Source organism: Longinema margulisiae, from assembly GCF_025266855.1.
In the GTDB taxonomy this organism is placed as follows: domain Bacteria; phylum Spirochaetota; class Brevinematia; order Brevinematales; family Thermospiraceae; genus Thermospira.
Genome location: NZ_CP053071.1, coordinates 498,794 through 514,402, shown reverse-complemented (window position 1 = coordinate 514,402; position 15,609 = coordinate 498,794). Strand labels below are relative to the sequence as shown.

Below are 15,609 nucleotides of genomic sequence, written 5' to 3'. Positions count from 1 at the left end.
TATTATACTTTCAGCAGAAGAAAAAGTCAACAAAATCTTTTTCAAAGCCTTGATTTTCTTTCTTTCTTCTGTTATAATCATAGTGGAAAAGCACAGTTTGACGAGGAGGGAACGTATGAAAATAAGTCGATGGCAGTGGATGGTTATCTTTGGGATGTTGGCATTTTCGCTTGTCTTTGGTCAGGATTATTCGATGTATTCTCCCGATGCCCGCAAAACGCTTGCACAGGATTGGCTTCAGACAGGCAAGGCTTATCTCCAGGTGAAGAAGTACTCCAAAGCCAAGAATTGTTTTATCTATGCCAATAGACTCTATCCGATGGGTGAGGCTGCCGCAGAGGCAAGAAGTCTTCTTGCTCAACATTTCAAGGTGAATCTCACCTACGATGCTGAGAAAACCTTCGCTTCTTTTGTGGCAGAGGCTCAGAGGGCAGGAAATACTCAAACAAGAATCAATCTCTATCTCATGGCTCTTGATGCCAAGAGAGATGCCCGCATCTATGAACAGGTGGCTCTCGCGTATCTTGAGTTGGGGCAGAAGGACAAGGCCAAGGAATATGCCTTTATGGCCAAAGAGGCTGGCCTTCCAGAACAGGAATTGGATAGTCGGTTGAAAAACCTGTAGTCCCACTCGAGGTATCTCATGGGATGGTTTTTGGTGGCAATTGCTTTAGCGGGGCTAACCGCCTATTTTCTCTATGCCACCATGCAGGAGGGCAAAACCAAGAAGGCACAGAGGGCTGTGGAGAGTGGTGATCTTGACACAGCCCTTTCTATCTTTATGGAATCTCTTCGTCAGGATCCTGACAATATCGATGCTCTCTGGCATTTGGGCAATATCAATGAGGAAAAAGGGCTTTTGCCTGAGGCTATCGGGTACTATGTCAAGCTTATTGAGATTGGCAAGGAATCAAAGCTTTTCACCATGTTTGAACTCTACCGTCGGGTGGGAATGCTCTACCGTCGGCTTGGACGGGATAATGATGCTTTAGACTATCTTTTGCAGGCGTATCAGATCATCCCATCGGCCAAGGATGTGATTCGAGAGATTGCGGAAATTCTCTTTTCCCAGAAGGCATTCTTTCGGGCGTTGAGCTTTTATGAGAAGGGGGCGGTTTTTCTCAAGGATGAGCCTCCTTTTCTCAAGCAGTATGCCTTTTGTCTTTTGATGACTGATAGGGTGGAACAGGCCCTCCCTATGTTAGAAGCGCTTGAAAAACCTTTAGGCAGAGACCTTGAGTTTTTGTTTCTTTTGAGTTATGCCTATTTCAAAACGGGAGCGTATCAAAGGTCACGTGAGGTGATGGAGGTTGCCCTGAATAGTAACCTGTCGCCAGCGATAGGGATGATGTATTTTGGGGTGAAACTTCTTTTTGTCTGTTACCTTCACGCTAAAAACTACGATGTGGCCAAACAGCTCTTCGATCAACTCAAGAATATGATAGATTTGTCTTCTGATGATAGCGGGAGCAGGCAAAGGGAACTCTCCATGGCTCTTATTATGCTCAGGACAAAACAAGGGTATTATGACAATGCTCTTGATGAACTTCGGATGAATTTTCAAAAGGAGATTGCCGATGCCAACTCTGATGGTGGCACCACCATGGAGTCCAAGCAGAGTCAGAGTTATCTCTACAAGCTTCTCTCTACGCTGGACAAATGGAAAAAAGAACAGGAAAAAGAAACCTATACAGGTGTTTCCATCAGACAGACCTTGGACTATGCTCGGTTGGAGAATGAGGCAAAGGATGCCCTGGTGAAAATTGAGACGGTCTATCAGCAGTGGCTCTCGAGCTTTCTCACCAAAGAAGAACTCTGGATGAACTTCAGACCAAGGATTTCTGTAACGTTTGATCCTGTTCCCATCCTTGAAAAATATCTTGTACCAAAGGATATTATCAAAAAGAAAAGTGATACAGGTGGGCAGAAAACGACGCAGAAACAGGGGAAATATGAGACTCTTGGGATACAACCTGACAATCCCTGCGGATCGCTTCTTTCTGTGGATTTTCCGTCTTTTACGATGGTGGCAAGAGAACTAGCCTCTGATATGGGGTTTCGTATCCTGAGTCAGGTGGTCAAGGTGGATTCCAATGCCTATGGAGAAGGCAAGGGTTTTGATCTTCTCTGTGAGGAAAAAACAGACAAGCGTTCACGTGTACTCTTTTGTCTTCGTCGCTGGACAGAACCTATAGGGTCTATCTATCTCACCAATCTTCTTTCTTCGTCGAAGGAATTTGGTGTGGAGAGAATTGTCATGGTCTCTACTTCTCCCCTTTCCACAGAGGCTGTACGCTGGTTAGAAACCAATACGAAAATACAGTATTTTCATTGTGAGGATGTGACTACCTTCCTGCTCAATTAAGCAAAAGGAGCAAGAGATGAAAAAGGTCTTTGATTTTCTTCTGAGTGTGGTGGTCGTGGTGATGGTGGCTCTCTGGGTGTACAGGCTTTCGTTGGTGTACCAGGGCTTACCCAAAAACGAAACCATAGCCTATGTGCATTTCATAGTGGAACTGTGGCTGTTTACATTCTTTCTTGTGGCCTCGGGGATTGTGGTGGTCTGGATCTGGGCTTTTGAGAAGTCTTCGGGAAATGTGACCTCAGATTTAGCCAAAGAGGTGAAACGGCTTTCGCTTCTTCTGGATAGAAAGGATTTTCAGGTACAGAATCCCCATATAGATGAACAGGAGACTCGTCGCCTCGAGCTTTTTCTGAGACCCCTTCGGGCTATGACCCCAGCGGAATGGGCTACGGCTGTGATAGAGGGGTGCTTTGTGCTGTGTGGGGCAAGGAGGGTTTCTCTTTTTCTCAAAAGGGGGGAGGAGCTTACCCTTGTGAAGTCCATGGGGCTTCCTGAGGCCAAGGTTGGTCAAAAACTTTCTTTTGATGATCTTGCCTTTCGTATGTTTCAGAAACAAAAGAGGCTTTTTGTGACGGAGATAGAGACGCATCCTGAGATAGCCCGTCCCAACAAGTTAGGATATGCCTCTCATTCTTTTTTGATTGTGCCGATTGTCACCTATCAGCATGAGGCTTTGGGGGTGATCAATCTCACCGAAAAGGAAAATGCCGCGATCTTTACCTCTGCAGAACTGGAGATGGTGTGCCATCTTGTGACTATCGCCTCCTATCGGTTATCTTGTCTTCTCAGAGAAGAAGAGGAAAAATAAAGGCTTGAGACCCTTGCACAGGTGCTTTTTTGCCCTTGCTGGGTCAGGGGCTACGCCCCTCTCCCCCGCTTTTTCTGTTTACAAGGGCTTATTTGTCTTTTTTATCCAAAAAAATGGGCTTGTTTATTATGGAAAGGAACATTTTTATACTACTTTTTGTTTTTTTATTACTTTCTTGAGACCTTTGTACATTCGTGCAAAGGTCTCGGTTTTTAGAAGGGAAAAAAGGGATCATCTGAGAATCGGCTCTTTATTTTTTTTCTTTTGTTCCGATAAAAATTCTATCGGAAACAGAGGGGAAAAAGATGATAGAACGGATGCAGGCTCTTTCGGTTATGGGGCGGCTTGATACCATGCTTTATGAGATCATGCAGACGCGTCATGAGATATCCTCAAGCCTTCAGCAGGTTTCTCAGGCTCAGATGGAGGAGGGAAAGGGGCTTCTGGTAGATATTGTGGTCTAAGGGGGATTGGAGAGGGGGTTGGGAGAAAGGGGAATGTTTGCTATGGCGATGTTTCAGCAAAGATGGGCTTTTGCTGAAACAGGGTGATAGCCGTTGGTGGGTCTCTAGGGAATATCTAAACAAATGAGGGCAATATCATCTTCAAGATTTCTCTCCCCGTGGAAATCTCGCAGTTCATCAAGAATACCCTGCAAAAAGTCATAGGCTGGTTTTGAGGCATTGTGTTCTAAGTAGTCCACAAGCCTTCGTTCTTCAAAACTTTCTCCGTTGGGGTTCTCGGTTTCCAAAAGACCATCGGTATAGAAGAGGATTCTATCCCCAGGACGGACGGTGAGGGAGGAGACCTCATAGGCAGTGGAGAGAAAGGCTCCAATGGGCTGGGAGCGAGTGGTAGCTATGGTGGCAAAGTGTCGTCTGGTGTAGAGAAAGGGATGGGGGTGACCTGCGTTGGCGATGGAGAGGAGGTGAGACTGATGGTCATAGACAGCATAGATGGCCGTCAGAAAATACCCTCGAAGTTGATGAAAAAGGGCTTTGTTTAGTGCGGTTAGAAAATGATCAGGATGAAAGGCAAAGGCCCGGAGTTCCCCTAATTTTTGTTTGAGCATCACCGTGAGAAGGGAAGCCGCAATCCCATGACCGCAAACATCACTGATAAATATCCCTGTATGATGGTTATCCAGCTCGAAAAGATCCAGAAAATCCCCTCCGATTTCCTCCATGGGCTGATAGAGGTAGGCGATAGAGGGGAATTCCTTGTGGGGCAAAAGAGAAAACTGGATTTCACGGGCGAGATGAAGCTCTCGTGAAATCATTCGCTGGTTTTCTCGAAGCTCATTTCTTTCCCTGATGAAAAGCTGGGCCATATCCATGATGGAGTTTTCGATCTTTTTCTTTTCTTCGATATCCAGGATCTCAATCAGCCAGCCAGGTTCTTCTTTGGTAGGGAGGTAGGAGATATTGACAAGGCATGGGAGGGTTCGACTTGGAAGGGCAAGTTCCATTTCGAGGTTGGAGAGGGAGACCTTGCGTTCTAAGTAGTGAAGGAGTTTCTGGCTATCGGCAAAGAGGTCTGTAATTCCTGCCAGGGGAGAGAGAAGTGGTCCAAGCAGGCCTTTGGCTCGAGAGTTGGCATACCAGATGTGGGCTGTATTTCCCCAGATGATACCACTCTGAAGGCGACTCAAGAGGTGTTCAAAGGTGTGTCTCTCTTCGTTGAGAGTGGAGGTGAGGGCATTGACTTCTTCAAAAAGGGTTTGTATCTGAAAGGTGCTCATCTGATCTAAAAAGGCAATAACATACCCTTCAAACTCCAAATAAGGGAGAGTGAGAGGATAGGTGATGAGGGTGATGGGGATTCGGCTCTTGATGGGGGTGATGAGATCCACTCGTGAGAACGAAGGAGTGGCTGAAGAAATGGGATTCGACTGATCTAAGGAGGGAATCATACTCGAAAGCGGAGGAAGAGGGGCCTCGTTTTCCAGTCCGAGGATGGTATAAACAAAAGGATTGGCATAGGAAACCTCACTCTCTTTGTTCACCACAAGAATGCCTAAAGGAAGAGGATGAAACAGGGCCTGGAAAAGAAATAGGGCAGAGATTTCAGAGTGGACTGGTTCCATAGAGCCCCCTTTTTTTGGAGTTCCCTTTATTATAGTATTACGTTTTCACCTCGCTAAAAAGGAAGTTCAAATGAACTCAAAACAGAAGTTTCTCCTCTCTGGTCAATACCGGCCTCTGTTCTGATGGCAAAACGATCAACGTAGATGCGGAGTCCGGCCCCATACACGACAAAGATGTGTTTGCCGAATTCTTCCCACATCGTCCAGGCTTCTCCTGCCTCAAGAAAACCCACTGCCTCAAGCTGGATATCAAAGATGAGAAAGGGGATAACATCCCAGAACTTCCACCGGATCTCTCCGTGAGCATCCCAGCAGTTGTCTCCTAAAAGTCCTCTTTCCTGCGAAAGGGTATGGAGACCGTTGATCGTGCGAAGAAGATATTTTCCCGAGGCTGGAAGAGAGCCGTAGCTAAGACCGTGATGCCATTTTGCCCCTATCTGCCAGGTTTTTCCTATGGGGGTATGGGTGGAAGCGGTGCTTTCCCACGAAATGGCATACATGGGGACAAAGAGACGGATGGTATTCTCCCAGTGCCATCCTGAGGAGAAAGCCGGATAGCCACGCCGGGTATCGATGAGGTATCCGAGGGAGAGAGAAGAGACGGTTTCTAAAGGCATCTGGTTTGTTTGCATGATAATCTGACCAGAAAAGCCCCCCTTGAGGGTATGATCAGGACGGAGGTACCAGCCTATAATGGCCTCTCCCTTTTGTCGCAGGGTCGGGATGGTCCTGTAGAAATCCTCGCTATATTCTACAAGAGATTCTTCGGTAGTTCCTATGGACACCTGATAGAAAAGAGGCCAGAAGTGATACATATGATCGGTGAGGGTGATCTTTTTTTGAAGAGGACCGACCTCAAAGAAGATTTCTTTTCCTTTTCCCCAGAGGTTTTGCTTTCCAAACCCGATGGCATGGTCGAAGAGTTGAGCCGTATAGAAAAATCGTTCGGTGAGTTCCAGTGAGACGTCCACTTGATTTTCGTTTGTTTCTTCTGTCGTCGCCCGGATATTGCGAAACCATCCGGTTCTCTCCAAACGGCGTACCCAGTTACTGAGAACTGTGTCAAGTTCATTTTTGGTAAACTCTTTGCCCTCTTTATATTCTTGGAAAAAGAAAAGGATCGTTTGTGGGTCGGTTTCACTATTCCCGCGGATAAAAATGCGTCCAATGGTGATACCAAAGAGATTTTCGATAGCAAGAAACAGCAAAACAAAATACCATACCCATTTCATATATTCTCCTTGTTATTGAATCATTCGTTTTTCTATTCCCCGAATACTCAGCATGGTGAAAAGAAGAATCCCTCCAACCAGAAAAAGACTATCCCACACGAGCAGTTGAGGCCTCTGGAAGAGGATACCCCTGGCAAGTCTCACCGCGTGAGTGAGGGGAAGTACTTCAGTCATCGGTATGAGCCACCCTGGAAGTGAAGAGGTTGGAAAAACAATACCTGAAAAAAAGAACATGGGCGAGAGAAATCCTGTCATATAGAAACTGAAATGGTCAATGTTTTTGACAAATGAGGTGATAAAAAGGCTAAGCGAAGCAAAGAAAACTCCTGTGAGAAAACCTACAAAAGGAATAGCCACTACCCATGGGGTTCGGAGAAGTCCAAAAAGAGAAACCACGCTTACCACGGCAAAGGAAAAGAAAAACCCCTTGCTTCCAGCCCAGAGGATCTCCCCGATTACCATCTCAGCAAGGGCAATGGGAGCGGCAAGGATGCCATCGTAGATCTTTTCGTACTCTAACCTGATGAAACTGCCAAAGGTACATTCATAAGCCGCTGTCATCATCGCTGTGGAGATACATAGCCCGCTGGCCAAAAAATCCAAATAGGGGATGCCGTCCATCTCCCGGATAACCTGACCAAGGCCAAGCCCAATCCCCGCCAAGAAGATCAAAGGTTCAAAAAATGGGGGAAAACCATTGCTGAGGAGATGGCTGGTGTAAACACGGAAATGTCGATACCATACACTGAGGATGCGTTGAAAGGGATGGTGCGTCTTATTCATGGAGTTCTCTCCCTGTGAGTTTCAAAAAAACATCTTCTAAGTTTGCCTGACGGATGAAACCAGTCCCTGGCGGAAAACATTCAGCAAGGTGTTGAAGAACACTGATATCATGGGCGTAATAACGGATCATCTCTCCTGATTTTTCTATTCTCACATACCCCTTTGGGGTACAGAGAGTAGCCTTTTCATTGGGGAGTTCATACACATAAGGTTCAATGTGGGCCTTGATGAGTTCAGAAGGTTTTCCTTCGGTGATTTTCTGGCCCTCATGGAGAATGAGGAGCCTATCCGCTATCTGAAACGCCTCATCCATATAGTGAGTGGTGAGAAGGATGGTTACCCCTTCTCTAAGCAGAACACGAAGTTTGTCCCAGATATGGTGTCTCACCTGGGGGTCAAGTCCTGTGGTAGGTTCGTCTAAAATAAGTAGCTGGGGCGAATGAAGAAGAGCCCGGGCAATAATCAATCGTCGTCTCATACCTCCTGAGAGTTCCCGGATATTGGCCTTTCGCTTGTCGGCAATCTCCATAAAATCCAAAAGATCGTCTATTCTCGATCTGGCAAGGTGTTTCTCAAGGCCATAATAGCGACTGTAAATCAAAAGGTTTTCTTCGACGGTCAATTCATAGTCAAGGTTATCATCCTGAGGAACGATACCGGTGATAGCCCTGATATCCAGTGAATGACGATGAGGATCCAACCCGAAAACCTGGATGGTGCCTTCTGAGGGAAGGTGAGAGACCCTTCCATAGAGAATTTTCATCATGGTTGTTTTCCCTGCCCCGTTGGGTCCAAGAAGAGCGTAGCACTCCCCCTTTTCAACCGTAAAAGAGACCTGTTTCAGGGCCTGAAAACTCCCATAAGACTTGCTGACACCCTCAACAATGATGGCTGGATCTGACATCTACCACTCCTTCGCTGTTATTATAGCATAAAGTTTTCTTGATAGCAAAAAACAGGGGAGTCAACTATTATAAATTCACCTCCTGAGGGAAGGAGGTAAGGCGAAAGGGGTCGAAGGTAGTTTGATGAGAGAGCATGGCGTAGAGGAGGCGAAGGAGTTTGTGAGCCACGCAGAGATTGGCCTTTTTAGCAACACGGGATTGAGCAAATTTGAGGTTAAAATACTCACCGAAAGCGGGGACAAAACGTCTGACAGAGCGAGCGAGGAGAAAAAGGATACGTCTGAGGTGACGGTTCCCTCGTCGAGAGATATGGCCTGTGGTCGAGGACTGTCCGGATTGATAAATAGCGGGGTCAAGACCTGCGTAAGCGATGAGTTTTTTGTAGTTCTCAAAACGGCTGATAGAGCCTATTTCGGCGAGGAAGGTAGCGGCACCGACAAGACCTATACCAGGGACGGAGGTAAGGATCTGTATTTCAGTGGGAAAAGCCTGAAGGGCGAGGGACTGGATGTGAGCGTCAAGTTTCTCGAGGTGCTCCTGGAGGAAAAAGAGCTGGCTTATAATGTTCTGGAGAACGGTTTCCTCGGCGAAGTTGGGAGAAGCGATGGAGGAAGAGGCGAGTTCTTTGATTTTAGTGATGGAGAGGCGGGATTTTCTGCCCCGTTTGTTTGGTGGGAAGAAGGCCTCGAGGGAACTTTCAGAGGCCTTCTGGATGGCGTTAGCGCTGGGGAAAGCCAGGAGGAGAGAAAGGAGGCTTTTGGGGTAACCTGTGGTGTACTTGAGGATTTCCGGAAAACAGTCGAAAATGGCGTCCTCGAGGAGGTTTTTTACCATAGCGATGAGGGTAACGACTTTTTCACGGTAACGGGTGAGGCTACGGAGTTCTGGACATGGATGCCGGAAGGGTTTTTCGAGGGAATGATACTGGGAGAGGAGAAAAAGAGCGATGTGATGAGCATCGATGGAGTCAGTTTTGGTTTTTCGAAGGGAGAGTCTGGAGAATGTTCGTGTCTGAAGTGGGTTAAGCACGAAAGTGCGGAAACTCTGAGAGGTCAGGAACCTGAAAAGATGGTGGTGATAACCGCCGGTGGATTCAAGACCGACGACCAGACTCTCCTTTGGGTAAACCGAGAGAAGGGCAAGGAGTTTGTCGAAGCCCTCTCTCTCCATGGGGAGGGCAGACGAGTGAAGGACCTGCCGCTGGTGGTCAAGGACACAGACGAAGAAATCCTTTTTGGCGACGTCGATACCGACGAAAAGGGTTGGGGTGTGAAGCATATGGCTTCCTCCTTATGGGATTTTGTGGTTTCTGGCAGGTCCTCCCACTCAAAACTCCATTATGACAAGGGCTTCTTGGCCCAATCAACTTATGATGAGTACGGGAGGCAGGAGACAGACTCCTCTAAGGGCTCTTCTGGCCCAGGAAATATTCGTCTTCCTGCCAGATGGGTGGTTTATTATAAAGGGAATTTTATGTAGGAGGGTATATTCCTTTTCTTTGTCGTTCCACATTTATACAGAATGGTTATCTTCACACAAAAAATGAATACTTGTTCTACCATCTTTTCTTTTTCAGTTTTGGGCTATTTTTGTTACCCATTTTTCTTCTTTCACAAAGCACTCCCGTACGGGCAAAAGGGGTGTTGTCCTCGTCGCATGCTACGCATGCGCCTCGGACGGACAATGGGCCGCTTTTGCGGGCACGGAGAAACACATCCTCTCCTTCCAGGGGAAGTTCTTCCTCCGTGGGCGACATTGCCTCGTCCTCGGGACTTCGGCAACCACAACTCGTCCTCCTGAGTCCTGCGACTAACTTTATAAACTTTACAAACTTTCAACTTTCAACTGATACGCACCCTCACTTCGGAAGGACTTTCCCCTTGCGGCAAAAGACACACGACCGCAAAAGCGGCCCGGTGGATACTGAGCGAAGTCGAAGTGGGGTACAGAAAAAAAAGGGAGTGAAAGAACAGAGCTTTCTCGTGTTATTTCCCTGTTCATTAAGAAATGTGGAAATAGGTATTCAGTTTCATATGTGGAACGACAAGGGGCATATTTTTTTCTCTTTGAGAAAAATCTTATCAGTTGATTTTTTTTTCTTCTGGCATTACAATGAAACAAGAAAGGAGTCATGATGAAAATCCTGTTGGTCTTTTTTCTTCTTGCCGAAATTTCCGGGCCCAAGATGCCTGTTGAACCTGTTGTGCCTTCTCCTGAGATAAACGACGTAAAATGGCCTGAGAAAGAACTCACAAGATGGGATATCCCGACCAACACCTTCCCTGAGATGCACCTTTTCAGGGTGGAAGTTTCTCTCTATGGGGTGACCAATAGGTACGAAGGACTCTGGAAGCTTGCCGGTTCTCCGAAGATAGTGCTTACCAATACCTCGCAAAATTCTTTGCAGATACTTATCTTTTCTCTCTATGATGTTGCCAGGATTGATATTCTCTCCTGGCGTATTAGCACTATCAGCAATACCTGGCATGAGTTTATCCCTCATGAGATACGATGCCTCACCTGGGACAATCGTACCAATCAGGGGTATGGGGATCTTTCCTGGCTCAAGACCATTGTCCTTGAAATGGACAATTCCCGCTGGACGGGCTATACCATGTTTTATGATAGCTGGGAAAAGGGAACGGGGGATAGACTGCGGTGGCGGCATGCCCAGTTTCCTCATTTTCCGTATCATTTTACCACCCCTGTGGTGGGAACGATCACAAGCATTCGATTTTTCTACCCATAAACAAGGAGAGTTTGTATGAAAACCAAGGTTACCATCCTCTCGGAACGTCCATCCGGAAAGTGGGAGAGCTTTCCTCTTGTTGTGAAGTTTCAGGAGAGAGAATTCCATTTTTCTGCGGCGACTCCCACGTCTTCGGACTGGATTCCCACCATCACAGAGATAGGCAAAAAAAGGCTCTCCTGTGAGTTTCGATTCTTTTCTTCCCAGGAGGCTTTTGTTTTTGAAAGGCTCCACGAGATGCTCAATGCCTATATTCCTGACCTCTCTATCAAGGTAGATCCCCTTCTTCGGGAGTTTATCAAAAACGCTGAGAAACAGAATGTTCTGCACCTTGCGGCTGAGGTAGGGCTTATTCCTGATAGTGAGAGTCCGCTCTCCATGGATATTATGGGACGAATTCTTCAGGAAAAGGCTGTTCTCCCAGATGGGAGTCCACTTCTCTATATTGATCCAGATCTTCAGGTGGTGATTACCATGACCGCGGAGAATAATGAGCTTCATATTCATGTCAAGAATAAGGGAGTACTGGAAAAATCAAAACAGGAGATCATTGCAAAAAAAATAGAACTTGGCCGGCGTATTGCCCGCTTTGATTTACGGCAGGAATTTGAGATGAAAACCTATCCTGATTGTAAAGATGAAATTCTTGCTTTCTTGTCCTATGAATATGATCCCATAGAAAGAGAAAAACTCTGGCCACTTGCCTTTGAGGAGGATTTTGATGAGTACTGGATGCTCTCTCCCTATTTTCTTCTCATAGGCTCCGGAACGCACACCTCGTTTTTCCCTTATTATGCTACGGTTCATGGGCAGCTTCGCATTGTTCAGAAGCAAATGTACCACATAGAAGAGGGAAAATACTCCGCGGGGATGGGATATATTCAGTCGGCCTTTATCATCGAATCCAACCGAAGTCTTTACGGTACTGCAGGAGAAATCTTTACTCCCTATCAGGAGGAAGACGAAGTGGTTTCTGGTTTTGTGATAGGATTTCCTTCTATTGATATTGTCTTTTCTGCCTGATCAGGGGGATAGTCTCTCGACAAAAGTTTTTGGTTGACCAACGATACGGATTCCTTCGTAGCGAAGGAAGACGCCACTTTTATCAAACCAGTACCATGCTCCCCAGAATGCTGATGCAGCGCCCGGAAGTGTCATACGTACCTTCACGGCAGGAATTCTTTGTCCCCCTCTCTCGAGAGTTTCTTCTCCTTCTTTTTTTGCTACCATTCGATGGAGGGCCATCACCCCTGGCTGGATAATCCAGAAGATGCCTCTATTCTTTTCTCCTGACAAAATCCATGGTCGAAAGCTCACCTCGACAAACTGATACCAGGGGGCATCATCAATCGTGTAGTTTGTCACCACCATACCACGCTCTTTTCTGACCAGCATATTTCCTTCTCGTTCAATGACAAACTGGGTATTCTTGTTGGTAAAAAACCATTTCTGGGTCGTGTAGTGTTCGTCCAACCAGAAGACATGGGTTTCCTCTGTACTCGTTGCCACTACCCGTATTCCTTGGGAAGTTTTTTCCTCTTCAAGACGAAAGATTCTTTTTTGTCCTCCCTGTCTCTCCTCATAGAGAGTTCCACCATACATGAAACCCACCACAAGAAAAAAGAGAAGGCTCATTCCTCTCCTCTGCCAGAGAGTATTCGCTTCCATGGTTTACAAAGCCTCTGTGTGTACAATGGTATAGCTTCCTCCACTTCGTTTCACAAGATGAAGAAATTCCCTGATAACGGTTTTGTTCCAGTACCTTACAAACACCCGGTATGACTCGCTATCCTGTTTCTCCACCCAGAAGGTAGCTTTGGCTAAGTCCCTGTACATTTCAGGAAGGTTTTGGGCCCTGTAAGCCACAAGAAAACTCTCTTCGACAGGGACAGCATCCCTCTCGAAGAGAAACCATCCGCGAATGGCAGGGGCCTGCCTTCTTTCCCCTAAACCCCGTCCAGTCCCTGAAATATCCAGTTCAAGGACCACCCCAAAAGGCTCAGAGGCCTGGGGATAACTCTCAAGTACATAGTAGATAAGCTTGTTACGGATGATATTGAAAAGATAATTGTACAATTCTCTATCCACTCCCTTGACAGCATCATAGGGACGGTCGCTGAAACGGTACACATCCCCTGATCTCTCTCCAGAAGGAACCTCCGGCTTCTGTGATGGTCCACACCCCACAAAAACCAGAAGAAGCCCACTGATGGCAAGCCACCTTTTCATTTTATCCTACCTGCTCTTGACCTTTTTCCATTTCATGGGAACAAAATACACCTGGTTAGAGAGTACAAGGGCATTGGCTTTTTTCATGGAAGCTGACGTAGAGGCGTCTAAAAGCTCCTGTCCCGTGTAGATATAGCCTTTCCATTCATAGGTGATCTGAGAGAGCTTTTTCACCTTCTGTTGAAAGGCAGGATGAATGAGAAGCGTATTGGTTTCATCTACCTTGATGGCAAAGGAGACAAAAGGTTCATTGCCCACAGCCATGAGAAGCCCTGTGATATTGGTTTGAGGACGTTTGGAGAGGTCGCTATACCCTATCCCAAAGGCCATCACGACTCCTAATCCAATCATAACCAACCGTTTCATAAAAACTCCTCTCTTATGCTGAGAGCCTTTTTGAGAAGACCCTCTCTATTCTCTATAAAGTATAGCATTCTACCACCTTTTTTTCAACTTCTTTCATCGTCGCCCTACAAAAAGGTTTCTTTCATTGGCCATGAGGGCGACGACAGTTTTTCCATCCCGGGAGAGAATTACCCTTTTCCACTCATGGTTGCCTGTCGATGTCTGTTCCTGCCAAGTGTTTCCCCCATCAAAGGAGACATAGAGAGGGCCACCGGAAACAGCGGCTACCATCACCTGCCCATCTCCTGAGATACTCACGCTTCTCCAGCCTTTTACCCCCATCGAGGAGAGGGCTGTCCAGTTCTCCCCTCCATCAGAAGAGAGATAGAGATACCCGTTGGTTACCGAGGCAAGGAGTTTCTGGCCATTGTCCGAGGAGGCTACTGATGTCCACAGTCGGCTCCCAGCGGAGGTGTTGGTCTTCCAGGTTATTCCCCCATCAGAGGAAATCCTCAGATAATGGTTCTGGACAGCGGCCACGATTTTTGTGCCATTTCCTGAGATGGCGAGCGCTTCCCACGGCTCTGCTCCTAAATCTAAAAGGGGTGTCCAGTTGGTTCCTCCATCGATGGAGCGATACAGAGGGGCTCCATAGACCCCGGCCACCAGAAACTTTCCATCGCTAGACATAGAGAGAAGGGGAAACCCTCCGAGAGCACCACTATTGATCACAGTCCAGTTTGTTCCTCTGTCAAGAGACAAAAGCACGCCGGTACTATTGATGGCCACCATTCGGGTTCCATCATCTGAGGAGACGACCGCTTTCCAGGTCTCTCTATGTCCACCCTCAAACCATCCCGTCCCTCTATTGGGAGAAGTGTACACAAAGCCGTCATCCACTACGGCTACCATATATTCTCCACCAGAAGAAAGAGTGACATCCCCCCACCAGCGTGGACCGGCCTTTTTCCTTTCTACCCAGTTGTTTCCCCGATCAGAAGACGTCTGCAAAAACCGATTCCTTGAACAGAGGGCTATTCGCATACCATCAGAAGAGAGGGCTATCTGGGGGAAGGTGAGACTTCCTGTCCCGGTCCTGGCTGCCCACGTGGAGCCATTGTCCGTTGATACATACACCCCACTTCCATCCACTGCCACAAACGTGCTTCCATCTGAAGAGACACAGACGTCCTGCCACTCTCTTGTTCCAGCGGTGGTACACTCTGTCCAGCTTACACCCCTGTCAAGAGAAATCCACACAGAGCCATTGTACACACTGGCTATGATTTTATTCCCATCACCAGAAATATCGATGGCTGTCCAGTCCTTTTTCCCTAACGTGGTAAGAGGTACCCAATTGGTCCCAGCATTGATAGAGCGATAGAGATAATCCCCACTGATCACTCCCACCATAACACTCCCATCACCCGCCATGGCTACATCATCCCAGGAGGCTGAAACATTTCCGTCATACCAGCTTTCTCCCCCATCAAGTGAGGTATACATTGGAGCATCACCTACACAGGCTACTATTTTTGTGCCATCACTGGAGATGTCCACTGCCTCCCACCACCTCTCACCTGCTCCTGTTTGTTTTGTCCAGGTACTTCCGCTGTCGGTTGAGGTGTAAAGATAACCACCAAAATCTCCCTCCTCATAACTCAGGGCTACTACTTTCATCCCATCAGCAGAAGAGGCTACCCTTTTCCAGCTTTTGAAACCGGCCTGTTTTCGTTCCTGCCAGTTTACCCCGCCATCAGAAGAGGTATAGAGGTATCCTCTGGACCCCTCTCCTATACAGGCCACCAGCTTCATTCCATCAGCTGAGGAAGCGATGGATACCCAGCTATTTTCGCTGGCTTCACCCTCTATTTCACACTCCTGCCATACAAAAGGCGTTGGTGGTGTGGGAGAAGGAGAAGTTCCCCCGGTTGTTCCCTTGGACACCGCGCATCCCCCGAGTACAAGAAAAAATGCATACACCATACTCACTTTCTTGCAAAAGCCCCATTCTTTCCTCATAGATAACCTCCTTCTGAGAAAGTTTTTTATCACGTACCATCGTGTCTTGTTTTTGTGAATTGAGAAAAGCCACCCAAGTCAAAAA

At 47.0% G+C, this 15,609-nt stretch carries 16 protein-coding genes; 7 read left to right on the top strand and 9 right to left on the bottom strand.

Annotation, left to right across the window (positions count from 1 at the left end; genetic code table 11):
- Positions 1-115 precede the first annotated feature (115 nt).
- The 4 genes from BREVNS_RS02400 (at position 116) to BREVNS_RS02385 (ending at position 3,637) form a co-directional block, all read left to right on the top strand.
- On the top strand, positions 116-625 hold the full coding sequence (locus BREVNS_RS02400) for a hypothetical protein (RefSeq protein ID WP_483427464.1): 510 nt from the start codon (positions 116-118) through the stop codon (positions 623-625).
- 18 nt (positions 626-643) lie between these two features.
- Entirely contained in the window at positions 644-2,365 is a 1,722-nt protein-coding gene (locus tag BREVNS_RS02395; RefSeq protein ID WP_483427463.1) for a tetratricopeptide repeat protein, read from the top strand.
- 16 nt (positions 2,366-2,381) lie between these two features.
- Entirely contained in the window at positions 2,382-3,173 is a 792-nt protein-coding gene (locus tag BREVNS_RS02390; protein WP_483427462.1) for a GAF domain-containing protein, read from the top strand.
- A gap of 305 nt (positions 3,174-3,478) precedes the next feature.
- Entirely contained in the window at positions 3,479-3,637 is a 159-nt protein-coding gene (locus BREVNS_RS02385; RefSeq protein ID WP_483427461.1) for a hypothetical protein, read from the top strand.
- 104 nt (positions 3,638-3,741) lie between these two features.
- Here the strand turns inward: BREVNS_RS02385 and BREVNS_RS02380 are convergent, their stop codons facing one another.
- The 5 genes from BREVNS_RS02380 to BREVNS_RS02360 all read right to left on the bottom strand — a co-directional run bounded on the left by BREVNS_RS02380 (position 3,742) and on the right by BREVNS_RS02360 (position 9,457).
- Entirely contained in the window at positions 3,742-5,259 is a 1,518-nt protein-coding gene (locus BREVNS_RS02380) for a SpoIIE family protein phosphatase (protein ID WP_483427460.1), read from the bottom strand.
- Between the two features lie 53 nt (positions 5,260-5,312).
- Entirely contained in the window at positions 5,313-6,491 is a 1,179-nt protein-coding gene (locus BREVNS_RS02375) for a POTRA domain-containing protein (protein ID WP_483427459.1), read from the bottom strand.
- A 12-nt stretch (positions 6,492-6,503) separates the two neighbouring features.
- Complete coding sequence (locus BREVNS_RS02370) at positions 6,504-7,274, bottom strand: ABC transporter permease (protein ID WP_483427458.1); 771 nt, start codon at positions 7,272-7,274, stop codon at positions 6,504-6,506.
- On the bottom strand, positions 7,267-8,178 hold the full coding sequence (locus BREVNS_RS02365; RefSeq protein ID WP_483427457.1) for an ABC transporter ATP-binding protein: 912 nt from the start codon (positions 8,176-8,178) through the stop codon (positions 7,267-7,269). Before BREVNS_RS02365 ends, BREVNS_RS02370 begins: the two co-directional genes overlap by 8 nt.
- A gap of 67 nt (positions 8,179-8,245) precedes the next feature.
- Entirely contained in the window at positions 8,246-9,457 is a 1,212-nt protein-coding gene (locus BREVNS_RS02360) for an IS110 family RNA-guided transposase (protein WP_483426473.1), read from the bottom strand.
- On the opposite strand from BREVNS_RS02360, the gene BREVNS_RS02355 reads away from it, so the two are divergent.
- The 3 genes from BREVNS_RS02355 to BREVNS_RS02345 all read left to right on the top strand — a co-directional run bounded on the left by BREVNS_RS02355 (position 9,458) and on the right by BREVNS_RS02345 (position 11,951).
- The gene (locus BREVNS_RS02355; protein ID WP_483426474.1) at positions 9,458-9,658 is read left to right on the top strand and encodes a hypothetical protein; all 201 of its coding nucleotides are present in this window, start codon (positions 9,458-9,460) and stop codon (positions 9,656-9,658) included. It begins immediately after the preceding gene.
- Between the two features lie 655 nt (positions 9,659-10,313).
- On the top strand, positions 10,314-10,928 hold the full coding sequence (locus BREVNS_RS02350; RefSeq protein ID WP_483427456.1) for a hypothetical protein: 615 nt from the start codon (positions 10,314-10,316) through the stop codon (positions 10,926-10,928).
- 15 nt (positions 10,929-10,943) lie between these two features.
- Entirely contained in the window at positions 10,944-11,951 is a 1,008-nt protein-coding gene (locus BREVNS_RS02345; protein ID WP_483427455.1) for a hypothetical protein, read from the top strand.
- On the opposite strand, the gene BREVNS_RS02340 is transcribed toward BREVNS_RS02345, so the two are convergent.
- The 4 genes from BREVNS_RS02340 to BREVNS_RS02325 all read right to left on the bottom strand — a co-directional run bounded on the left by BREVNS_RS02340 (position 11,952) and on the right by BREVNS_RS02325 (position 15,524).
- Entirely contained in the window at positions 11,952-12,563 is a 612-nt protein-coding gene (locus tag BREVNS_RS02340) for a hypothetical protein (RefSeq protein ID WP_483427454.1), read from the bottom strand. It lies immediately after the preceding gene.
- 36 nt (positions 12,564-12,599) lie between these two features.
- On the bottom strand, positions 12,600-13,157 hold the full coding sequence (locus tag BREVNS_RS02335) for a hypothetical protein (RefSeq protein WP_483427453.1): 558 nt from the start codon (positions 13,155-13,157) through the stop codon (positions 12,600-12,602).
- A 6-nt stretch (positions 13,158-13,163) separates the two neighbouring features.
- Positions 13,164-13,523 (bottom strand): hypothetical protein, encoded by a 360-nt coding sequence (locus BREVNS_RS02330; protein WP_483427452.1) that lies wholly within the window; start codon positions 13,521-13,523, stop codon positions 13,164-13,166.
- Between the two features lie 93 nt (positions 13,524-13,616).
- The gene (locus BREVNS_RS02325; RefSeq protein WP_483427451.1) at positions 13,617-15,524 is read right to left on the bottom strand and encodes a WD40/YVTN/BNR-like repeat-containing protein; all 1,908 of its coding nucleotides are present in this window, start codon (positions 15,522-15,524) and stop codon (positions 13,617-13,619) included.
- Between the last annotated feature and the right edge of the window lie 85 nt (positions 15,525-15,609).